Genomic DNA, 20,160 nt, shown 5'->3' with positions numbered 1-20,160 from the left:
CAGATGCCTACACTGGTCCCACGCCGCGCCCGCCGACTCGTCCACGCTGGCATACTGGCCCTGTCAACCGCCACCCTGGCCGCCTGCGGTGTCGAGGAGCTGCCGGAGAATCCACTGGCAGGTCAGCTGGACATGCCACGAACCGTCGCCTGGTCGGCCTACCCGACCGGCACCGGGGGTTACAGTCAGGCGGTTGCCATCGGCAATATCCTGCAGCGTCAATACGGCGTCAACCTGCGTGTGGTCCCCGGGCGCAATGACGTGTCTCGCCTGGCCACCCTGAACGCTGGCCGCGTACACATGTCGGCAGGTGGCTCAGAAGCAGTATACGCGCAGGAAGGCATCCTCAATTTTGCCTCCCGCATCTGGGGCCCGCAGCCGATCCGCGCCGTGTTGTCCAATTACTCCACCAGTTGTTCATTCAGCCTGGCCACCGCGGCCGATGCCGACATCCGTGAAGTTGAAGATATCCGGGGCAAACGGGTGACCTGGGTCCAGGGCGCTCCCTCGCTGAACAACGCGCTGACCGCACTGCTGTCCTACGCCAGCCTGACCTGGGATGACGTGGAAATGGTTGAGGTGGGCGGTTACAACGCCTCCATCGATGCGGTTATCAACAACCGTGCTGACGTCGCTGGCGGTGCCTGCAATTCGCCGCCCTTCCTGCGCCTGGAAACGTCGCCCCGCGGTCTGTACTGGGTCGAGTTCTCACCGGATGATGCCGAAGCCGTGACCCGGGTGCGCAACCGCCTGCCCTGGTATGTTCCTCACGTCGCCACCGAGGGGCCTGCCATTGATGAGGACGAGGGGATCAATGTATTCACCTCGGCCTACCCCTTGCTGGTGGCCATGGACGACGCCGATGCCAACATGGTTTACGGCATGACCAAGGTCATAGCGCTGCACTACGACGAATACAAGAATTCAGCGCCGGGTGCCAATGGCTGGCGCATTCACGGCCAGCAACTGGAAAACGCTTTTATCCCGTATCACGAAGGCGCCATCCGTTACTTCAGGGAAATCGGCATCTGGACGCCGGAGGCCGAAGCCAATCAGCAGGCCAATCTGAATCGCCAACGCGTGCTGATGGAAGCATGGCAGGCGTACAACGAGTCTGCCCCCGAAGACCGCGCCGCCTTCGAAGCGGGCTGGCTTGAGTTCCGCGAGCAGAGGCTGGCCGAGCTGGGTCTGGTTACGCTGGCCGAAACGCAGTGACGCGTGCATCTATAATCACTATCAAAAACAAGACGACTGCCCATGAGTAACAGCATCATTCCACCGATTGCACCACCCAAAGAAGACGATTCCGAGTTGCCCGCGATCGGGCGCTACCGTGAACTCACCAAAAACTGGCGCGTGGTGATGGCCACGCTGACCGCGCTGGCCTCGCTGCTGGCCATCAACCAGATATTTGCTCTGGGCTTTTTTGTTGATTTCACCATGCTCGACGGGCGTTACCTGTACCTGCTTACCGGCCTGATGCTGATCATGGTGTTTATCACGTTTCCTTCGCACAAAAGCAATCTGAACTTTGTGCCGTGGTATGACAAAGTGATCATGGCCGCCATAGCCGTCATCTTTTCCTATTTCGCCATTAACGCTGAGCGCATCATTCTTGATGCCTGGGAGTATGCAGCGCCCGTCGAAGGCATCGTGCTGGCACTGGTGACCTGGGTGATCATTCTGGAAGCCGGGCGACGCGCCGGGGGCTGGCCGATATTTTTTATTGTGCTGGTACTGTCACTGTATCCAACCTACGCCGACAGGATGCCTGATGTGATAGCCGGCATCGGCATGCCGATTCACGACATTGCCATTTTCCATGTGCTCGGTGAAGAAAGCGTGTTCGGGGTAGCGCTGAATTCCTTTGCCATGCTGGTATTTGGCTTCATTCTGTTTGGTGTGGCACTTCAGTACACCGGCGGTGGTCCGTTTTTTATCAATTTTGCCTTTGCCCTGCTGGGCCACAAACGGGGTGGCGCCGCCAAAGTGGCCATTTTCTCCAGCGGCCTGATGGGCTCGATGAGCGGTGGGCCTATCACCAATGTACTGACCACCGGTCCGCTGTCCATTCCCGCCATGCGCCGCACCGGATTCTCGCGCGGTTATGCGGCCGGGGTCGAGGCCTGTGCCTCCACCGGCGGCGTGCTGATGCCACCTATCATGGGTGCAACTGCGTTTGTCATGGCGAGCTTTCTGGGCGTGAGTTATGTCACCGTAGCAGTGGCAGCGATCGTGCCGTCGTTGTTGTATTTCTATGGCCTGTTCATGCAGATTGATGCCTACGCGGCGCGCAACAAACTGGAAGGTCTGCCCAAAGATGAACTGCCCAGCCTGGGCAAAGTGTTCAGGGAGGGCTGGTACTTCATTGCCGTGTTTGTGGTGCTGACGTTCATGCTGGTCTATATGCAGCGCGAGGCTACCGCGCCATTTATCGCCACTGCGGCGCTGCTCATTATCAACCAGTTCACCATGCACAAAATGAACCTGGACAAGTTCCTGCTGATGGTAGCAGCCACCGGGCGGTTGATGGCGGAACTGGCAGGTATACTGGCAGCTATCGGTCTGATCGTCGGCTCGCTTGCGGTCACCGGCATGGCTGGCACGCTGGCTAACGATCTGGTGTATCTGGCCGGTGACAATGTACTGGTGCTGCTGATCATGGGCGCACTGACCAGTTTTGTGCTGGGCATCGGCATGACAGTCACTGCCGCCTATATTTTCCTGGCTATCGTGCTGGCCCCGGCTCTGATTAATGCCGGTCTGGATCCGCTGGCCTCGCATATGTTCATCATGTACTGGGGCATGCTCAGCTTTATCACGCCACCGGTGGCGCTGGCAGCCTTTGCTGCTGCCTCGGTCGCCCAGGTCTCCGCCATGCGTGCGGGCTGGGAAGCCATGCGCCTGGGCGCAATCATTTACTTTATTCCGTTTTTCTTTGTGCTGAATCCTGCCCTGCTGTTGCAGGGTGAATTTGCCGGCATCGCGCAGAATGTGGGTACCGCACTGATCGGCGTGGCATTGATCTCGGCCGGTCTGCAGGGCTATCTGCTGGGCTTCGGTCGCATCGGTGAAGACAAACTGGGCCTGGTGTCACGCGGCTGTGTCGCCATTGCGGGCCTGGCGCTGGTGACACCGGCAGGCGGCCTGTATGGTTTCAGCCAGGTAGTCCTGATCGTGGTGTGCGCTGGTTTTCTGGCAGCGGGCCTGGGCATCACTCTGCTGCAGCGCAAGCGGCTATTACCCGTGGCCTGACTCGGCCGCCTGTGGCCTGATTCGGCCGCCTGTGACCTGACCCGGCACTTCGCCCGGTGTCAGAACCACAGCCGGTGCTCTTGGCGCTTGAGCCAGCCGACATAGCGCTTGTAGTCCGGGCACACGCGGGATACTGACTGCCAGTAGGCCGGTGAATGATTCATGTGCAGCAGGTGGCACACTTCATGGCAGATCATGTAATCAATGACGCCATCGGGCGCCAGCATGATAAGCCAGTTATACTGAATGCGCCCCTGCGCGGTGCAATGTCCCCACTTGCTGCGGGTTTTGCGAAACACCACCTCTTTGAGTTTGTGGCCAACACCCAGATGCTGCGCCAGGGCATGCGTGCGCGCTGGCAGCCAGGCTTTGGCCTGCGCCTGCAACCAGCCCTTGAAAATAGCTGCCACTTTTTCCGGACTCAGATCAGGGCCACTGATATGCAGATGCGTGGGGGTGACCTCAACCGAGCTACGCGGCGCCACGTGCAAACGAATGGTCAGGATACGTGCCTTGTACAGAATTTCGCTGCCGTCGACCAATGACAGATGCTCGGCGGCGCGTTGTACCTTTTCTTTGTGTTTGCGGCAAACCCAGGCCTGATGCCGGGACAGAAACTGCAGAATATCCCTGCGCGCGATGGTCAGGGGTGCGCGCACCTCAATGCGGTCATGACGCACATGCACGGCCAGACTTTTGCGACGACTGCGGACCAGATGACAGGGCAATGGCAATCCGTCTATCGCCAGGGTCTCATCGTCGGCCTGCGGGCGCTGATTGAACATAGATTTAAACACGGATTTGTCGTCGTAAGATCCAGTCGTCAAAGGTCAGTGTGGTGGATCCTGAGCGGTTGGACTGTAACACGAAATCCCGCATAATAGCGCCCTGCCCCCCATTGTCCAAGCAAGAGTCGAGCTTATGAGCAGCCTGTTTACCCGAATCCGCCAGGGTGATTTACCCGGCCACGTATTGTGGGACGATGGTCGCTGTTTCGCGATTCTGACCATCAAACCGATCCGGGTGGGCCATCTGCTGGTGATACCTCATGAAGAGGTGGACCATTGGGACGATATGGATGCCGGGCTCAATGCCCACGTGTTCAATGTGGCCAACACACTGTCGCGTACCCTGCGCAGCCTGTTCCCCTGCGAAAAGGTCGGCATGATGATCGCCGGTCTTGAGGTGCGTCACGCCCATATCCATCTGGTACCCATCACGGCCATCAGTGATCTGAATTTTGCCCTGGCTCAGGAACGCGACGCGGAGGCGCAACTGGGCACCGCCTGCCGTATTCGCCAGGCACTGCGCGATGCAGGTCATCAGACGATCCCCGACGAAGGTTGAACGCCCGTCCCTCAAGAGCATTGATATGAGCACTACCGGCAAGCAGCATGACAATATTTTTGCCAGCCCGCAGGCGCGATCGGACTTTGTTTTTGATGAGAAAGTGGCGGCCGTGTTTACCGACATGATCAATCGCTCGGTGCCCGGCTACGCTACCATTCTGTCCATGATCGGTGTGCTGTCCGCCCGTTACTGCACGCCCGGTTCCAATATGTATGACCTGGGCTGCTCGCTTGGCGGCGCCAGTCTTGCGATGGCGCACCAGATGCCACACCAGCACTACCACCTGTATGCCATCGACAACTCACCGGCCATGGTCACGCGACTGGAAAAAGCGCTGGCGGAGCCTGCGTCAGCAAAACTGCCGGTCACGGTTGTGTGTGAAGATGTCTGCGACACCGAGATCAGCAATGCGTCAGTGGTCGTGCTCAATTTCACACTGCAGTTTATTGCCCCCGCCAGACGCGCTGCCCTGATCCGGAAAATATACGATGGCCTGCAACCGGGCGGCATCCTTATCCTGTCAGAGAAAATACGCTTCCCGGCACCGGCCCTGAATGAGCTGTTCATCGACCTGTATCACGAATTCAAGCTGGCACGGGGTTACTCACAGCTGGAGGTCAGCCAGAAGCGTGCGGCGCTGGAGAATGTTCTGGTGCCGGAAACCATTGACGATCACAAACAACGTTTGCAGGACGCGGGGTTCCAATCCTGCGACGTCTGGTTCCAGTGTTTCAATTTTGCCTCCATGGTTGCGGTACGCTGATGTGGCATGCCCGCGATACCGAGGCTGATCAGCGACTGCGTCTGCTGTTGCAGGACACCCCGCTGGAAGCGCTCAGCGACTACGCCAGTGAAGCCTATCTGTATTCCCGCAAGCACGGCTTGACCGAACGCTGGCTCACGCTGTTCGATGAGCTGCCGGCGATACGCGCCAGCAGTATTGATCTGGCCACCCAGGTGCGTATCGGGCAGGCTGGGGACTGCACCGCAGAACAACAGGCCGTCATTGAGAAGGCTGCTCGTACCTTTATGCCCTGGCGCAAGGGGCCCTGGTCGCTGTTTGGTGTCGACATCGATACCGAGTGGCGCTCGGACATGAAATGGGACCGGCTGTTGCCGCATATTCAGCCGCTGGCTGGCCGCCGCGTGCTGGATGTGGGTTGCGGCAACGGCTATCACTGCTACCGCATGCTGGGTGAAAATGCCGACATGGTGCTGGGCGTGGATCCGCACCCGGCCTATTTTTTCCAGTACCGGTTGATGCAGCACTTTCTGCGACACCTGGCCGTGTTTGTGCTTCCCATTACGCTGGACCAGTTTCCGGACAAATCCGGTGTTTTTGACACCGTGTTTTCCATGGGTGTGCTGTACCACCGGCGTTCGCCCATAGACCATCTGTTTCAGCTGCAAAGCTGCCTGCGCGCAGGCGGCGAGCTGGTGCTCGAATCGCTGGTTGTTGATGGACCGGACGGTTATGCTCTGATGCCGGAAGACCGATATTGCCAGATGAGGAACGTCTGGTTTTTACCGTCAGTAGCCACCACTGAAAGCTGGCTGCGACGCTGTGGCTTCCGGGATGTGCGCACGGTGGACGTCAATGCCACCGACAGCCATGAACAACGGACAACATCGTGGATGCCATTTCAGTCGCTTCGTGATGGTCTGGACCCGCATAACCCGGCACTTAGTGTTGAAGGCTTGCCGGCACCGAAGCGCGCCATTACTCTGGCTACGGCACCCCCAAAACGCAACTGACGGATATTTAAAGTTTATATTGACCTGTGCTGCAAACTTGGTTCACTATAGATCTTGATGTGGGGTCAACTCTAATTAAATAGACAGCAATAAGAAATTAACCTCTGGTTAATTTAAAATAAATAACAAAAAAAATAAGGAACTGCACCCATGGCACGTCCACTTCGAATCGAATATCCCGATGCGTATTACCACGTCTCAAACTTCGCAGTCGAAGGGCAAAAAGCATTTCCCTCCGCACGTTACTATGAGGCATTCCTCCAGGCTCTTGAAGAGACCTGCCTGCGCCTGAACGTCCAGGTTCATGCGTATTCCCTGATGAAGGATCAGTACCACCTTCTGTTGAAAACACCCGAAGGCAATCTCAGCCGTTTCATGCGGCAGATTGACGGGTTGTATACGCAGTACTACCAGCGTCTGAAAAAAAGCGAAGGGTCGTTGTTCCGTGGTCGCTACAAAGCGGTTTTGGTGCAGCCTGAAAAATACCTGCTGCCGCTCTCCCGCTACATTCACCTGGGCATAAGAAAGCAGGATCTGGAAACCAATGCCTGGTCCAGCTATCTGGCGTATACCAACAAGGTCAAGCCGCAGAGCTGGCTGGTACGCGATGAGGCACTGGCCCAGATTGACGGACCGGCCAATCGTCGTTATCAGCAGTATGCCGACTATGTTCAGGCCGGCGTCGATGATGAGCTGGCGCATTTTTACGGCAAAAAGAACCTGTCCTCTGTCATGGGGGATGAGAAGTTCCGCAAATCTGCCAGCAACAAGCGCAGCGCCAGCAAACCCAGGGGTGTGTCGCGCGGTGCCAACGCCAAGTGGCGGCCCTCATGCAAAGACATCGTCAGCGCAGTGGCTGCTCACTTTAAGGTCTCGGAAGACAGCATTTATCAGGCTGCCCGCGGTCCCGGCTCCAAAAATGTCCCGCGCTGGGTTGCCATGTATCTGTGTCAGGAGCTGTCAGCGTCAACCCTGCAGACCATCGCCCGGCTGTTCAAGCTGAAACGCTATGGCACGGTATCGACCACGGTCGGCAAGCTGAAAAAGGAGTTTGAAACCGATCCGAAGCTGCTGGCATCGACCCAGAAACTGATCAAGGCGCTGAGCAAGCAGAAGTAACACGAAACAAACGGAAAACTCAGGCACACAAAAACCCGGCTTGCTGATTTGGCAAGCCGGGTTTTTTATGATTCCGAAGCGTTTGGGACGAGGCAAAAAGCCAGAGGAAGAAGTCAGCGCCGGTCAGCTGGCGGCGGCGCCAGCCAAAAACCGTCTTACTTGATCTTGGATTCTTTGTACATCACATGCTTGCGCGCCTTGGGATCGAACTTCTTGATTTCGATCTTGTCTGGCGTCGTACGCTTGTTCTTGTCAGTCGTATAGAAGTGACCGGTGCCTGCTGAGGAAACCAGTTTAATTTTATCGCGCATCGCTGCTCACCATCTGTCTGGATAGATATTTAATTTACACCGCGGGGGGTGTTTAGACCTTTATGCCATTGGCGCGGACATTGACCAATACGGCATCGATACCGTTCTTGTCGATTGTGCGCATGCCTTTTGTAGACACTTTCAGTTTCACAAAACGGTTCTCGGACTCAACCCAGAAGCGGTGTGTGTGGATATTCGGGGAAAAACGACGTCGCGTACGGTTGTTTGCGTGAGAGACGTTGTTTCCTGTAATCGGCTTCTTGCCGGTTACCATACATACATTAGCCATGACCTTGCCTCGTTACGGTTTCGTAATCTGCTCCGGGTGCTGCCGGAAAAAAAGAGCTGCGTTTTATACCAAAATAGAGCCGCTAAAACAAGCAATTTTGCTCATAACAGTCCTCTTTCGGCAAATGACACCACTTCCAAGCGTCCCACCACCACATGATCAAGCACCCGCACATCGATGGTGTTCAGGGCCAGCTTCAGGCGATTGGTAATCGCAATGTCCGCCTGGCTGGGCTCGGCCAGCCCGGACGGGTGGTTGTGGGCGAAGATGACCGCGGCCGCGTTATTATGCAGACAACGCCGGACTACTTCACGCGGATACACTGCAGCGCCATCGATAGTGCCACGGAACAACTCCTCCATGGCCACAACTCTATGCTGATTGTTGAGATAAAGACAGGCAAATACTTCCTGCTGATAGTCACCCATGCGCGCCCGCAAATAGTCGCGGGTCAGGTCCGAGTTGGTCAGCGCGTCACTTTCTGCCAGTCGTTCTCCCATATAGCGCCGTGCCAGCTCCAGCACTGCCTGAAATTGCACATACTTGCCCGGCCCCAGACCGTCTCTGCGGCAAAAATCATCAAATGTTGCTGACAGTATGCGGGTCAGGCTGCCAAAGTCACTGAGCAGCTCTCTGGCCACGTCCAGCGCGCTTTTGCCCACGATACCGGTACGCAGGAACACCGCCAGCAGCTCAGCATCAGACAGGCTGGCGGGCCCGTTCTGTAGCAGTTTTTCGCGTGGACGCTCTTTTGCAGGCCAATCCTTTATCCTCATGCTGTTTCCTCCGTGAAACAAAGCAGTGTCGCCGTTGTGCACGCCCCGGCCCGGGTCAACTCAATCTGTTATATAGCATCCCGGCGGCGGACTTGCCTTGCTGATATGACCCCAGGTTGCATAGAATGCGCCTTACGCTTACGCGCCAGGCACCCACTGGCAATTCGATGGACGCGCATTATGGACAGTGATCACAAAATGACCGCAGGCCTGGCCACGCTCGCCAACAAGCGCATCCTGCTGGGCATGACCGGTGGCATTGCAGCCTATAAATGCGCCGAACTGACCCGTTTGCTGAGCAAGGCGGGTGCTGATGTGCGCGTGGTCATGACCTCTGCTGCCACCGAATTCATCACCCCCCTGACCATGCAGGCACTGTCGGGCCACCGTGTGCACCTGGATCTGCTGGACGTTGACGCCGAAGCGGGCATGGGGCATATCGAGCTGGCACGCTGGCCCGATCTGATTGTCGTGGCCCCGGCCAGCGCCGACTTCCTGGCTAAAATGGTGGGCGGTCAGGCCGGCGATCTGCTGACCACCCTGCTGCTGGCCAGCCGTGCACCGGTGCTGCTGGCCCCGGCCATGAACCAGGCCATGTGGCTGAACCGGGCCACGCAGGACAATCTGCACAAACTGCGCGAACGCGGCTGCCATATTGCCGGCCCGGCGGAGGGCTCACAGGCCTGCGGCGACACCGGGCCCGGCCGCATGCTGGAGCCGACCGATATCGCGGCTGATTGTGCCAGACTGTTTGAGCCCGGCCTGCTCAGTGGCCTGCACCTGACCATTACCGCCGGTCCGACCCGGGAAGCCATTGATCCGGTACGCTTTATCAGCAATCACAGCTCCGGCAAGATGGGTTATGCCCTGGCTGCCGAGGCCGTGAATGCCGGCGCCTGGGTAACGCTGATCAGCGGCCCGGTCAACCTGGCGGTCCCTGATCGCGTTCACTGTATCGCGGTGACCACGGCGCAGGAAATGCTGGATGCCAGCCTGAGCAGCGCCGACAACAGCGATGTGTTCATCGGTGTGGCCGCCGTTGCCGATTACCGGGTCTCGGATACCAGCGATCACAAAATCAAAAAAACCGCCGAAACCCTGCAACTGACCCTGGTACGCAACCCCGACATCATTGGCACCCTGGCGGCGCGTGAACGACGCCCGCTGATGGTGGGGTTCGCCGCGGAAACCCAGCATATCGAACAATACGGGCGCGAAAAGCTGCACCGCAAAAAACTCGACCTGCTGTTTGCCAACGATGCCACGGCAACATTCAACAGCGATGAAATCTGTGCAACTGCACTGTGGGACCAAGACGGCTCGCAGGCGCTGGGCCCGGCCAGCAAAAACCTGGTGGCGCGCCAGATGCTGACGCTGATCGCCGAGCGCATCAAAGCGAGTCAGCACAATGCCTGAAACATCCGTGTCACCCGGGACTGTCATCTCCGACACCATGTTTCGCGCATACGACATACGCGGCATCGCAGGCAGGGATCTGACCGAAGACAGCATCTACCTTATCGGCCTGGCGATCGGCAGTTATGCCCTCGAATTCGACACTCCCCGGCTGTATTTTGGCGCCGATGCCAGGCTTTCCAGCCCTGTTCTGGCGCTGGCACTGAAGCGAGGACTTGTGGACGCCGGCTGCGACATTATCGATCTCGGAATCGTGCCAACGCCACTGATGTATTTCGCCACCCACACCGGCAACAGCACCTCGGGCGTCATGCTCACCGCAAGCCACAACCCGGCTGACTATAACGGCATCAAAATCGTACGCAGCCGGGCCTGTCTGACACCCGAACAGATCCAGAGCATACGTGAACGCTCACTGTCGATAGAAGCCGGTCTTTACCATGGCTTTTGCGGCCGAAAGGGGCGCATTACCTCTGAGGATATGGCTCAGGAGTATCTGAACAGCGTCTGTGCGAATGTGCGGCTCAAACGCCCGTTGCGGGTCGTTGTGGACTGCGGCAACGCGGTGCCCGGCGTCATCGCACCCACGCTGCTGCGCCAGCTGGGCTGTGACGTCACGGCGATTTATTGTGAACTGGATGGCCATTTTCCCAACCATCACCCTGACCCGACGGTGGCCAGCAACCTTGTCAGCCTTATCAGTGAAGTGAAATCCCGCCAGGCAGACCTTGGCATTGCCCTCGACGGGGACGGCGATCGCGTGGTTCTGGTCACGGATCAGGGTAATATTATCGACACTGATCGGCTCCTGATGCTGCTTGTTCGCGATATTTTGCCGAATTATGATCATCCCAGCGTGGTTTTTGACGTTAAATGCAGCAATCTGCTGGCGGGCGAAATTACCCGCCACGGCGGCCAGCCCATCATGAGCCGCAGCGGGCATTCCTTCATGAAGCAAATGATGCATGACACGGCTGCCGTCGTCGGCGGCGAATTCTCGGCACATATTTTTATCAAGGACCGCTGGTTCGGGTACGACGACGGGTTCTACGTTGCGGCCCGCTTCCTGGAACTGTTGGCTGCCGGCCAACTGAGCGCCGACGACATGTTAAATTCGCTACCGCAAAGCGTTGTTACCCCTGAACTGCGCATCGATGTTGATGAAGCGCTCAAGTTTGATCTGATGGAGCGTATTGCCCGGCAGGCAGACTTTCCGCAGGCACGTATCAGTCGCCTGGATGGTATCCGCGCCGATTTCAAAGATGGCTGGGGCCTGATTCGCGCTTCCAACACCACGCCTGCCCTGTTGCTTCGCTTCGAAGCCAGCAGTCGCCAGTCGCTGCAGCTTATCGTGGATGCTTTCCGTCAACTGTTGCAGCAGGTCGATCAGCAGCTGGATTTCTCAATCCAAGGTCAGTAGCTGTATACTTCGCAGCTATACGGCAAAAAATGCCCTTAAAAACAATGATTATAACAAGCCAATAGAACAAAACAGGATGACCCATGCCTCTCGACCTTGCCGCCGCCAAGAACATCGCCAATGTACTGACCGAAGCCCTGCCCTATATTCAGCAGTTCACCGGTTGCACCATCGTGGTGAAGTACGGCGGTAACGCCATGACCGATGAAACCCTGAAGAACAGCTTTGCCCGCGACATCGTGATGATGAAACTGGTGGGCATGAACCCGGTCGTGGTGCACGGTGGCGGACCACAGATTGGCTCACTGCTGGAAAAGCTCAATATCCAGTCGGAATTCATCGACGGTCAGCGTGTCACCGACAGCCAGACCATGGATGTGGTGGAAATGGTACTGGGTGGCCTGGTCAATCAGGAAATTGTGGCCCTGCTCAACAAAAACGGTGGCAAGGCCATTGGTATCACCGGCAAGGACGGCAACCTGATTCGTGCCAAAAAGCTGCTGCGCAAGAGGGCCAGTGCCGATGGCACGGAAGCCAAGATGCTGGACCTTGGCCAGGTCGGCAGTGTTGCCAAGATCAACACGGAAGTACTGCGCATGATCGAGCACAGTGATTTTATTCCCATTATTGCCCCCATCGGCGTGGACGAACACGGCGCTACCTACAACATCAATGCCGATACGGTGGCCGGCGAAATCGCCAAGGTACTGGGTGCCGAGAAACTGGTGCTGCTGACCAACATATCCGGCGTGATGAACAAGGAAGGCAGTGTGCTGACCGGTCTGACCACCGCTCAGGTCGATGATCTGATTGCCGATGGCACCATTTACGGCGGCATGTTACCCAAAATCCACTGCGCGCTGGATGCCGTCAATCACGGCGTCACCAGTGCCCACATCATCGATGGCCGGGTGGAACATGCGGTATTGCTGGAGATTTTCACGCATACGGGTGTAGGCACACTGATCAGTAATACCCGCACAACAGGAGATACGGTCTGATGAACGCTGAAACGACTGCAGGCAAGGATCAGGCTCCCGTCAACGCGGTGTCAGCCAAGGCTGCTCGCGCCGACAAAAAATTCTCACGCAAGGAGCATATCCTGCAGGCCCTGGCGCAGATGCTGGAGTCCGGGCCGGGCGCGCGTATTACTACGGCAGCGCTGGCGCGCGAAGTGGGTGTTTCGGAAGCGGCCCTGTATCGGCACTTCCCCAGCAAGGCACGGATGTTCGAAGGCCTGATCAAGTTCATCGAAGACACGCTGTTTATCCGTATTAACCGCATCCTGCAGGACGAACTGAGCACCGTAGAGCGCTGCGAAAAAATCCTGACACTGCTGCTGACCTTCGCCGAGAAGAACCCGGGCATGACGCGCCTGATGACCGGCGATGCGCTGGCGGGTGAAACCGAACGCCTGCGCGTGCGGATCAGCCAGATGTTTGATCGCCTGGAGGCCCAGTTAAAACAGATATTGCGCGAAGCACAGATTCGCGAAGGCCTGAAACCCAGAGTATCCCCAGCGGTATTGGCGAGCCTGCTCCTCGCCACCGCCGAGGGCCGGCTGATGCAGTTTGTCCGTAGCGAATTCAAACGCCCGCCTACTGAACACTGGGATGAGCAATGGGCGTTTTTAGCACAGAATATGCTGCAGCCCTTTACCGAGGCGGTGTAGTCAGGAGATTCGTCGATCAGACGCCGTAACGTTGCCGGTACTGGCGCACCAGACGCAAATGTTCTCCCACACCATCATATTCCTGCATTTTCAGGTAATCGATGATCTGCGTGAGGTTGATCAGGCTGACCACGGGAATACGGTAGTCGCGTTCGATTTCCTGAATCGCCGACAGCTCCCCCTGGCCTCTCTCCTGACGGTCAAGCGCCACCAGAATACCGGCCGGGGTAGCACCGGTCTCTTTCATCAGCGCCATGACTTCGCGCACAGCGGTACCGGCCGTGATCACGTCATCAACGATCAGCACCCGTCCCTGTAAGGGCGCGCCTACGGTGAGGCCGCCCTCACCATGGTCTTTGACTTCCTTGCGATTAAAACAGTACGGCTTATTGACCTGATGCTCGGTGGCCAGCGCCGCCGCCGTCACTGCAACCAGAGGAATGCCCTTGTAGGCCGGCCCGAACAGCAGATCATAATCCAGCCCTCGCATCTGTAGTGCAGTGGCATAACTGCTGCCCAGGAAGGCCAGCGCTTCACCGGTATTGAACAGGCCCGCGTTGAAAAAGTAAGGACTTACTCTTCCGGACTTAAGCGTAAATTCACCAAAACACAGGATATTGTGTTCAATCGCGTATTCAATGAAACGCGCTTGATAGGCCTGCAGAGTCATCAGATTATCCTCGTGTTTATTCGTTACGGTGTCTGCTGGTGATTCTCTGACATGACGGATCAGACCAGGCCGAGCACCTGTTTCTGTTTCACCACCAGTTCCGCGATGCCTTTCTGTGCAAGTGAAATCATCTGCTGCAATTGCTCAAAGTCGTAGTCTCCGTTTTCCGCCGTGCCCTGCACTTCGATAAAACGGCCAGCCTCATTCATCACCACGTTCATGTCGGTTTCTGCGGTAGAATCTTCAGCGTAGTCCAGATCCAGTACCGGCACGCCCTGATACATGCCCACGGAGACTGAACCAATCAGCTGCTTGATGGGGTTCTGTTTGATGGCTTTTTTGGCCAGCAGAAAGTTGACCGCATCATAAAGAGCGACGCAACCACCGGTAATCGATGCCGTGCGGGTACCCCCGTCTGCCTGAATGACATCACAGTCCAGCTTGATGGTGTTCTCACCCAGCAGTTTCATGTCCAGGGCGGCGCGCAGGGAACGGCCGATAAGACGCTGGATTTCCTGGGTACGACCACTTTGTTTGCCACGTGCCGCTTCCCGGTCCATGCGCGAGCCGGTGGAGCGCGGCAGCATGCCGTATTCTGCCGTCACCCAGCCAGTGCCGCTGCCCTTGAGAAAGCGCGGTACGGACTCTTCCACGCTGGCGGTGCAGATCACCTTGGTATCACCGAACTCCACCAGCACCGAGCCTTCCGCGTGTTTGGTGTATTGCCGGGTCAGTTTGATATCCCGCAACTGGTCGAGCTGGCGCAGGCTGGGACGGGTGATAGTGGCTGTGTTGTTGGTGTCTGGCATGGAACCTCAATATCGTTTTCTCGAAAATGGGCGGTGATTATCCCGCATTCACCTGATTATTTCATCTCCGCACGCTCGCCTGAGGGTCAAAACCACGAATATTGTCCGGTTGTCACATGATCCCGCGGTTTGCGTTACACTTGCCCGCTCACATCAGTAACACACGGCTCCCGGCGGCATCAGAACGTGGCGGGTGGCTGCAAATACCGGCAATACGTTTTTCGGGGGTCCAATGGTAGCAAGCATGACAGCTTTCGCGCGGAAGCAGGCCGAGTATGACTGGGGCACACTGGTCTGGGAGATCCGCTCGGTCAACCACCGCTATCTCGAGCCGGGCATTCGTATCCCTGATCTGCTCAAACCGATTGAACCGGCCGTGCGCGATGCGCTGCGCAAAACCATCAGTCGCGGCAAGGTTGATTGCCAGGTGCGTTTCCAGACCCGGCATACCGATGCTGGCACTGAAGAGTTGAACATGGCGCTGGTAGAAAAACTCACGGTGTTGAGCCAGCAGGTTACTGCGCTGAGCGCCAGCGCCGCCCCCCTGAGTGCTGCCGATATATTGCGCTGGCCCGGCGCCCTGCAGGAAGCAGAGATAGACACGGACGCCATGCAAAGTGATGCCCTGGCACTGCTTGGCGAAACCTTGAGTGATTTCACCCTGGCCCGTCGGCGTGAAGGTGAGGAAATGCGGCAGATGATTCAGCAACGGCTCGATGCTATACGCAGTATCGTGTTGTCGATTCGCGAACGACTGCCGGACATACTGGCAAAACAGCAGGAAACCACGCGGGCAAAACTGGCGACCTTCCAGATTGAACTGGACCCGGCCCGACTGGAACAGGAAGTTGTGCTGCTGGCACAAAAGTCCGATGTTGACGAAGAGCTGGATCGCCTCACCACCCACCTGGGCGAAGTCGAACGGGTGCTGGGCGCGCACGAACCGATAGGTCGGCGCCTGGACTTCCTGATGCAGGAGCTTAATCGCGAGGCCAACACACTGTCATCCAAGTCGATTGTGGCGGAGACGACGCTGAATGCGGTGGAGCTGAAGGTGCTGATTGAGCAGATGCGGGAGCAGATCCAGAATATCGAATAGACATCCCAGGGCTGCCATATTCTACATACCGGCAATAAACCGCTCTGATTCAGCAATCGCCTGCTGCATGGCTTCCACCAGCTCATCGACATCAGCGTTGATGACCGCAAGCTCACCGCGAAGCGATGCGACGGCCCGTGAGTTCAGGTTGTGGCGCAGATACAGCACGTTGTCGCGCAGGTTATCCAGCACCGGGTCAAGACTCTGTTCAGCGCGATTCATGGCATCGACGAGCCGGGCATAACGTTGCCGGGTTTCGCGCAGTTGCTGTTCGCTGTCGCGGCGCAGGTTCTGGTTGGTGTACAGGTCCAGCTCATCATCCCATTCATCAAACAGATCTTCGGCGACGGTTTCTACCGCCCGGATACGATCGCGGATACGCGCGGCAGCTTCTTCACTGCGCTGGAACTCGCTGTCCAACCGGTTGTACACCACTTCCAGGTCGCCACCGTCAAAGTCGACAACGCTGCGGAATTGCTCCAACGCATTCACAAACTGCTCCTGCCCGTCTTGCTGGGCATCCTGGGCCTCTTCCACGCGGTCCGCCAGAATGTCACGCTTTTCGATACCAAAGCGTTCCATGGCACCGTAATAAGCACTCTGGCAGGCCGGCAAACCCAGCACCAGCAAACAACATAGCAAATAGCGTCCTGTCATATCCGTTCTCTCCGTCTGTCGCCAACATTGGGACTGCCGCCAGTTTAGCACTCACTGCCCACGGATGTTAAAAATGTGCTTGACCTTGCCACCATGGCAAGGTTGAGACTAGGCTGGTGGGGCAAATCCCCCGGGAGATACCAACATGAACATCAGTGACGCGGCCCGCCTGAGCGGGCTCAGCAACAAGATGGTAAGGCACTACGAATCCGTCGGGCTGATAAATCCGCCGGCACGCAGCCAGGCCGGCTATCGACAGTACTCACAGAACAATGTCGACGAACTTGCCTTTATCGCTCACGCCCGCACCCTGGGTTTTTCCATCGCGCAGATCAGTGATCTGCTGAGCCTGCGCCACGATCCGCATCGCGCCAGCCGCGAAGTCAAAGCGGTGGCGCAGCGGCATCTGCAAGAGCTGGAGGACAAAATGCAGGAACTCCGACGCATGAAAACACTGCTGCAGGACATGATTGCCAAATGCCCCGGCGATGACGATCCGCATTGCGCCATTTTGCAGGAGCTTGAGGTGCCCGACACAGCTGTGCCGGGCAAATCTGTGTCAGACCCGGAGAGAACATCATGAGTCACAAAACCCTGCAACTGGACATCGAGGGCATGAGCTGTGCCTCCTGCGTCGGACGGGTGGAGCAGGCCCTGCTGAAAACACCGGGCGTGAGCAGCGCATCGGTCAATCTGGCAACGGAACAGGCCCAGGTGATGGTAGACAACACTACCGCACCGGAGAGTCTGCTGGCCGCGCTGGATAAAGCCGGTTATCCCGGACGCCTGCATGAGGACAATAACAGTGGCGCGGCGGAGACGGAGCGACAGGAGAAAAAGGTGCAGGAACAAGTGGCATTGTTGCGGGCATTTTTAATCGCGGCCGCCCTGACCCTGCCGGTGTTTGTGCTGGAGATGGGTAGCCACCTGATCCCGGCCTTTCATCACTGGGTCATGCAGAACATAGGTCAGACCAACAGCTGGATCCTGCAGTTTGTGTTGACCTCTCTGGTTCTGTTTGGCCCCGGTTTCCGTTTCCTGCGTGTTGGCATCCCGGCACTGTTGAAAGCCGCACCAGAGATGAACTCACTGGTCGCGCTGGGCACATTGTCTGCCTGGGGCTATTCAGTTGTGGTCCTGATTGATGCCGCGATGCCAGGCAGTGGTCTGCTGCCCGCTGGTACACAGAATGTCTATTTCGAGGCCGCCGCTGTTATCGTTACCCTGATTCTGCTGGGGCGGTTGCTGGAAGCACGCGCCAAAGGCCGTACCGGCGATGCCATCAAAAGGTTGATGGGACTGCAGCCAAAAACGGCAACCATCGAACGCAATGGCGAAACCATCGAGATCCCACTGGACAAGGTGCAGCTCGGCGACCTGCTGCATCTGCGCCCGGGCGAACGTGTGGCCGTTGACGGCGAGGTGGTGTCCGGCGACAGTTACATTGATGAGTCCATGCTCACCGGCGAGCCGATTCCCGTGGCCAAGTCAGTCGGCGCCGAAGTCGTGGGCGGCAGCATCAACAAGAACGGCAGCCTGGTTTTTCGTGCCACACGGATCGGCAAAGATACGCTGCTGTCACGCATAGTACGTATGGTGGAAGATGCACAAAGCGCCAAGTTGCCCATTCAAGGTGTGGTCGACAGGGTCACTGCCATTTTTGTACCGATTGTCATCGTCATGGCGGCGCTGACTTTTTTATTTTGGTTAACGTTTGGGCCCTCGCCGGCCCTGACTTTCGCCCTCATCAATGCCGTGGCGGTGCTGATCATCGCCTGTCCCTGCGCCATGGGGCTGGCCACGCCAACCTCCATCATGGTGGGCACCGGCCGCGCTGCCGAACTGGGGGTACTGTTTCGCAAAGGCGATGCGCTGCAGACCCTGCGTGACTGCCAGGTCATCGCGCTGGACAAAACCGGCACACTGACCGAGGGCAAACCAGTGCTCAGTGATTTTTTGGTCCAGGACGGTTTTGATCACGACGAGGTACTGCAACTGCTTGCGTCAGTGGAACAGCATTCGGAACACCCGATAGCACAGGCGATAGTCACTGCCGCCAGGGAAAAATCATTGTCGCTGCGTGAGACCGAACAGTATGAAACCATTCCCGGAATGGGTGTGTCCGCCAGCATCAATGGCAGGAAGATCGATATCGGCGCCGACCGTCTGATAACAGAAAAGTCCATCTCACTGGCTGCCGTGCGCGACATCGCTGACAGACTCGCAGGGCAAGGAAAATCACCTTTATACGCTGTCATCAACAACCAGCTTGCCGCTGTCATTGCAGTGGCTGACACGCTCAAAACCTCGACGCCGGATGCCATCAAGGCCTTCCATGATCTGGGCCTGAAGGTGGCAATGATCACAGGTGACAATCAGCGCACCGCTGATGCCATCGCCGGGCAGATTGGCATTGATGATGTTGTTGCCGGTGTCATGCCTGATGGCAAGGTGGCCGCAATCAGGAAGTTGCGCGAGCAGTACGGCGCCATCGCTTTTGTGGGCGACGGTATCAACGATGCCCCGGCACTGGCCGAGGCGGACATTGGCATCGCCGTGGGCACCGGGACTGACATCGCCATCGAATCATCGGATGTGGTGCTGATGAGTGGCGACCTGCAGGGCGTGGTTAATGCGCTCGCGGTCAGCCGCGCCACGCTGCGCAATATCAAACAGAATCTGTTCTGGGCGTTTGCCTACAATGCGGCGCTGATTCCGGTGGCTGCGGGCGTGCTGTATCCGGCGACCGGGTTGCTGTTGTCACCCATGCTGGCGGCCGGCGCCATGGCCATGTCCAGCGTGTTTGTGGTGACCAACGCCCTGCGTTTGCGACGGCTGACATTGACGGGCTGAGCTGCAGCCCACTTTGCCTCGCGCTCAGCGTCAGCAACCAAGCTGACGAAAAGTGACATTGATGCGGGCGCGTCCGGTCAACGCATGTTCACCATCCTTGAGCGGCGCCACCCCGTGAAAGCGCAGTCGATCTTCGCCGCCCCAGACCACAACGTCGCCATGGCGCAGCATGATACGCTGGGTTTTACCGACACGTTGCTGGCCGCCCCAGATAAAGGTGGCCGGCAGGCCCAGGGAAAATGACACAATGGGCGCTGACAGATTTTTTTCATCCCTGTCCTGATGCAAGCCCATGCGCGCGCCAGGTTGATAATGGTTGATCAGGCAGACCGTGGGTGCAAAGTCAGCATAACCGCAGCGCTGCGCAGCCTCCTGTGCCAGCAGTCGAAGTTTTGGTGGCATGGCCGGCCATGGTTTTGACGACAGCGGATCAATCGTCTGGTAGCGATAGCCGGTATGGTCTGACACCCAGCCTTTCTCTCCACAGTTGGACATGGCCACTGACATGGTTTTGCCGCCGGGTGTGACCAGATGCCGATACGGTGCCTGCGCCACCACGCTGGCGATATCCGCCATCACGCTGTCTGCTTCGGCAACCAGAAACCCGTGCAACCAGTGTGTCCCCGGCCCAAGCTGCTCGCGCCAGCCATCGGCGGGGTCTTCGATATCAAACAGATCCTGCATTGACAACCTGTATTGTTGAGTCGTT

At 57.6% G+C, this 20,160-nt stretch carries 21 protein-coding genes; 13 read left to right on the top strand and 8 right to left on the bottom strand.

Going from position 1 to position 20,160, the window contains the following annotated elements:
• The first annotated feature begins 3 nt into the window (after positions 1-3).
• Positions 4-1,215, top strand: coding sequence for a TAXI family TRAP transporter solute-binding subunit (locus WD071_RS02995; protein WP_368046833.1), 1,212 nt, complete (start codon positions 4-6; stop codon positions 1,213-1,215).
• 42 nt (positions 1,216-1,257) lie between these two features.
• Positions 1,258-3,255, top strand: coding sequence for a TRAP transporter permease (locus WD071_RS02990; RefSeq protein WP_368046832.1), 1,998 nt, complete (start codon positions 1,258-1,260; stop codon positions 3,253-3,255).
• 59 nt (positions 3,256-3,314) lie between these two features.
• Here the strand turns inward: WD071_RS02990 and WD071_RS02985 are convergent, their stop codons facing one another.
• Positions 3,315-4,052: a M48 family metallopeptidase gene (locus tag WD071_RS02985; protein WP_368046831.1), complete on the bottom strand. Its 738-nt coding sequence runs from the start codon at positions 4,050-4,052 to the stop codon at positions 3,315-3,317.
• 124 nt (positions 4,053-4,176) lie between these two features.
• Between WD071_RS02985 and WD071_RS02980 the strand changes: the two genes are divergently transcribed.
• The 4 genes from WD071_RS02980 (at position 4,177) to WD071_RS02965 (ending at position 7,479) form a co-directional block, all read left to right on the top strand.
• The gene (locus WD071_RS02980) at positions 4,177-4,602 is read left to right on the top strand and encodes an HIT family protein (RefSeq protein ID WP_368046830.1); all 426 of its coding nucleotides are present in this window, start codon (positions 4,177-4,179) and stop codon (positions 4,600-4,602) included.
• A 25-nt stretch (positions 4,603-4,627) separates the two neighbouring features.
• Positions 4,628-5,368 carry a carboxy-S-adenosyl-L-methionine synthase CmoA gene (gene cmoA, locus WD071_RS02975; RefSeq protein WP_368046829.1) on the top strand — a complete coding sequence of 247 codons (741 nt, stop codon included), beginning with the start codon at positions 4,628-4,630 and terminating at the stop codon, positions 5,366-5,368.
• Complete coding sequence (cmoB, locus tag WD071_RS02970) at positions 5,368-6,360, top strand: tRNA 5-methoxyuridine(34)/uridine 5-oxyacetic acid(34) synthase CmoB (protein WP_368046828.1); 993 nt, start codon at positions 5,368-5,370, stop codon at positions 6,358-6,360. Before cmoA ends, cmoB begins: the two co-directional genes overlap by 1 nt.
• A 150-nt stretch (positions 6,361-6,510) precedes the next feature.
• Complete coding sequence (locus tag WD071_RS02965; RefSeq protein WP_368046827.1) at positions 6,511-7,479, top strand: helix-turn-helix domain-containing protein; 969 nt, start codon at positions 6,511-6,513, stop codon at positions 7,477-7,479.
• Positions 7,480-7,634: 155 nt separating this feature from the next.
• On the opposite strand, the gene rpmG is transcribed toward WD071_RS02965, so the two are convergent.
• From rpmG to radC, 3 genes are all read right to left on the bottom strand, one after another.
• Entirely contained in the window at positions 7,635-7,790 is a 156-nt protein-coding gene (gene rpmG, locus WD071_RS02960) for a 50S ribosomal protein L33 (protein ID WP_070116990.1), read from the bottom strand.
• Positions 7,791-7,842: 52 nt separating this feature from the next.
• The gene (rpmB, locus tag WD071_RS02955) at positions 7,843-8,079 is read right to left on the bottom strand and encodes a 50S ribosomal protein L28 (RefSeq protein WP_368046826.1); all 237 of its coding nucleotides are present in this window, start codon (positions 8,077-8,079) and stop codon (positions 7,843-7,845) included.
• A 101-nt stretch (positions 8,080-8,180) separates the two neighbouring features.
• On the bottom strand, positions 8,181-8,855 hold the full coding sequence (gene radC, locus WD071_RS02950) for a DNA repair protein RadC (protein ID WP_368046825.1): 675 nt from the start codon (positions 8,853-8,855) through the stop codon (positions 8,181-8,183).
• Positions 8,856-9,035: 180 nt separating this feature from the next.
• Here radC and coaBC point away from each other — a divergent pair, with 180 nt between their 5' ends.
• The 4 genes from coaBC (at position 9,036) to slmA (ending at position 13,363) form a co-directional block, all read left to right on the top strand.
• On the top strand, positions 9,036-10,271 hold the full coding sequence (coaBC, locus tag WD071_RS02945) for a bifunctional phosphopantothenoylcysteine decarboxylase/phosphopantothenate--cysteine ligase CoaBC (protein WP_368046824.1): 1,236 nt from the start codon (positions 9,036-9,038) through the stop codon (positions 10,269-10,271).
• On the top strand, positions 10,264-11,691 hold the full coding sequence (locus tag WD071_RS02940) for a phosphomannomutase/phosphoglucomutase (RefSeq protein ID WP_368046823.1): 1,428 nt from the start codon (positions 10,264-10,266) through the stop codon (positions 11,689-11,691). Before coaBC ends, WD071_RS02940 begins: the two co-directional genes overlap by 8 nt.
• 83 nt (positions 11,692-11,774) lie before the next feature.
• Entirely contained in the window at positions 11,775-12,692 is a 918-nt protein-coding gene (gene argB / locus WD071_RS02935; protein WP_368046822.1) for an acetylglutamate kinase, read from the top strand.
• Positions 12,692-13,363: a nucleoid occlusion factor SlmA gene (gene slmA / locus WD071_RS02930; RefSeq protein WP_368046821.1), complete on the top strand. Its 672-nt coding sequence runs from the start codon at positions 12,692-12,694 to the stop codon at positions 13,361-13,363. The genes argB and slmA overlap by 1 nt, the downstream gene beginning before the upstream one ends.
• Positions 13,364-13,379: 16 nt before the next feature.
• On the opposite strand, the gene pyrE is transcribed toward slmA, so the two are convergent.
• Both pyrE and rph read right to left on the bottom strand, forming a co-directional pair.
• Positions 13,380-14,027, bottom strand: a complete 648-nt coding sequence (pyrE, locus tag WD071_RS02925; RefSeq protein WP_368046893.1) for an orotate phosphoribosyltransferase — start codon at positions 14,025-14,027, stop codon at positions 13,380-13,382.
• A 65-nt stretch (positions 14,028-14,092) separates the two neighbouring features.
• Positions 14,093-14,842: a ribonuclease PH gene (gene rph / locus WD071_RS02920; RefSeq protein ID WP_368046819.1), complete on the bottom strand. Its 750-nt coding sequence runs from the start codon at positions 14,840-14,842 to the stop codon at positions 14,093-14,095.
• Positions 14,843-15,074: 232 nt separating this feature from the next.
• Between rph and WD071_RS02915 the strand changes: the two genes are divergently transcribed.
• On the top strand, positions 15,075-15,941 hold the full coding sequence (locus WD071_RS02915) for a YicC/YloC family endoribonuclease (RefSeq protein WP_368046818.1): 867 nt from the start codon (positions 15,075-15,077) through the stop codon (positions 15,939-15,941).
• Positions 15,942-15,962: 21 nt separating this feature from the next.
• On the opposite strand, the gene WD071_RS02910 is transcribed toward WD071_RS02915, so the two are convergent.
• The gene (locus WD071_RS02910) at positions 15,963-16,598 is read right to left on the bottom strand and encodes a DUF2959 domain-containing protein (RefSeq protein ID WP_368046817.1); all 636 of its coding nucleotides are present in this window, start codon (positions 16,596-16,598) and stop codon (positions 15,963-15,965) included.
• A gap of 145 nt (positions 16,599-16,743) precedes the next feature.
• On the opposite strand from WD071_RS02910, the gene cueR reads away from it, so the two are divergent.
• Both cueR and WD071_RS02900 read left to right on the top strand, forming a co-directional pair.
• On the top strand, positions 16,744-17,181 hold the full coding sequence (gene cueR / locus WD071_RS02905; RefSeq protein ID WP_368046815.1) for a Cu(I)-responsive transcriptional regulator: 438 nt from the start codon (positions 16,744-16,746) through the stop codon (positions 17,179-17,181).
• A complete protein-coding gene (locus tag WD071_RS02900; RefSeq protein WP_368046814.1) occupies positions 17,178-19,451 on the top strand; it encodes a heavy metal translocating P-type ATPase in 2,274 nt (757 codons plus the stop codon). The genes cueR and WD071_RS02900 overlap by 4 nt, the downstream gene beginning before the upstream one ends.
• Positions 19,452-19,481: 30 nt before the next feature.
• Here the strand turns inward: WD071_RS02900 and alkB are convergent, their stop codons facing one another.
• On the bottom strand, positions 19,482-20,135 hold the full coding sequence (gene alkB / locus WD071_RS02895; RefSeq protein ID WP_368046813.1) for a DNA oxidative demethylase AlkB: 654 nt from the start codon (positions 20,133-20,135) through the stop codon (positions 19,482-19,484).
• Positions 20,136-20,160: the final 25 nt, after the last annotated feature.

Source organism: Pseudohongiella sp. (genome assembly GCF_040877505.1).
In the GTDB taxonomy this organism is placed as follows: Bacteria; Pseudomonadota; Gammaproteobacteria; order Pseudomonadales; family Pseudohongiellaceae; genus Pseudohongiella.
This window is presented reverse-complemented; position numbering and strand designations above follow the sequence as displayed.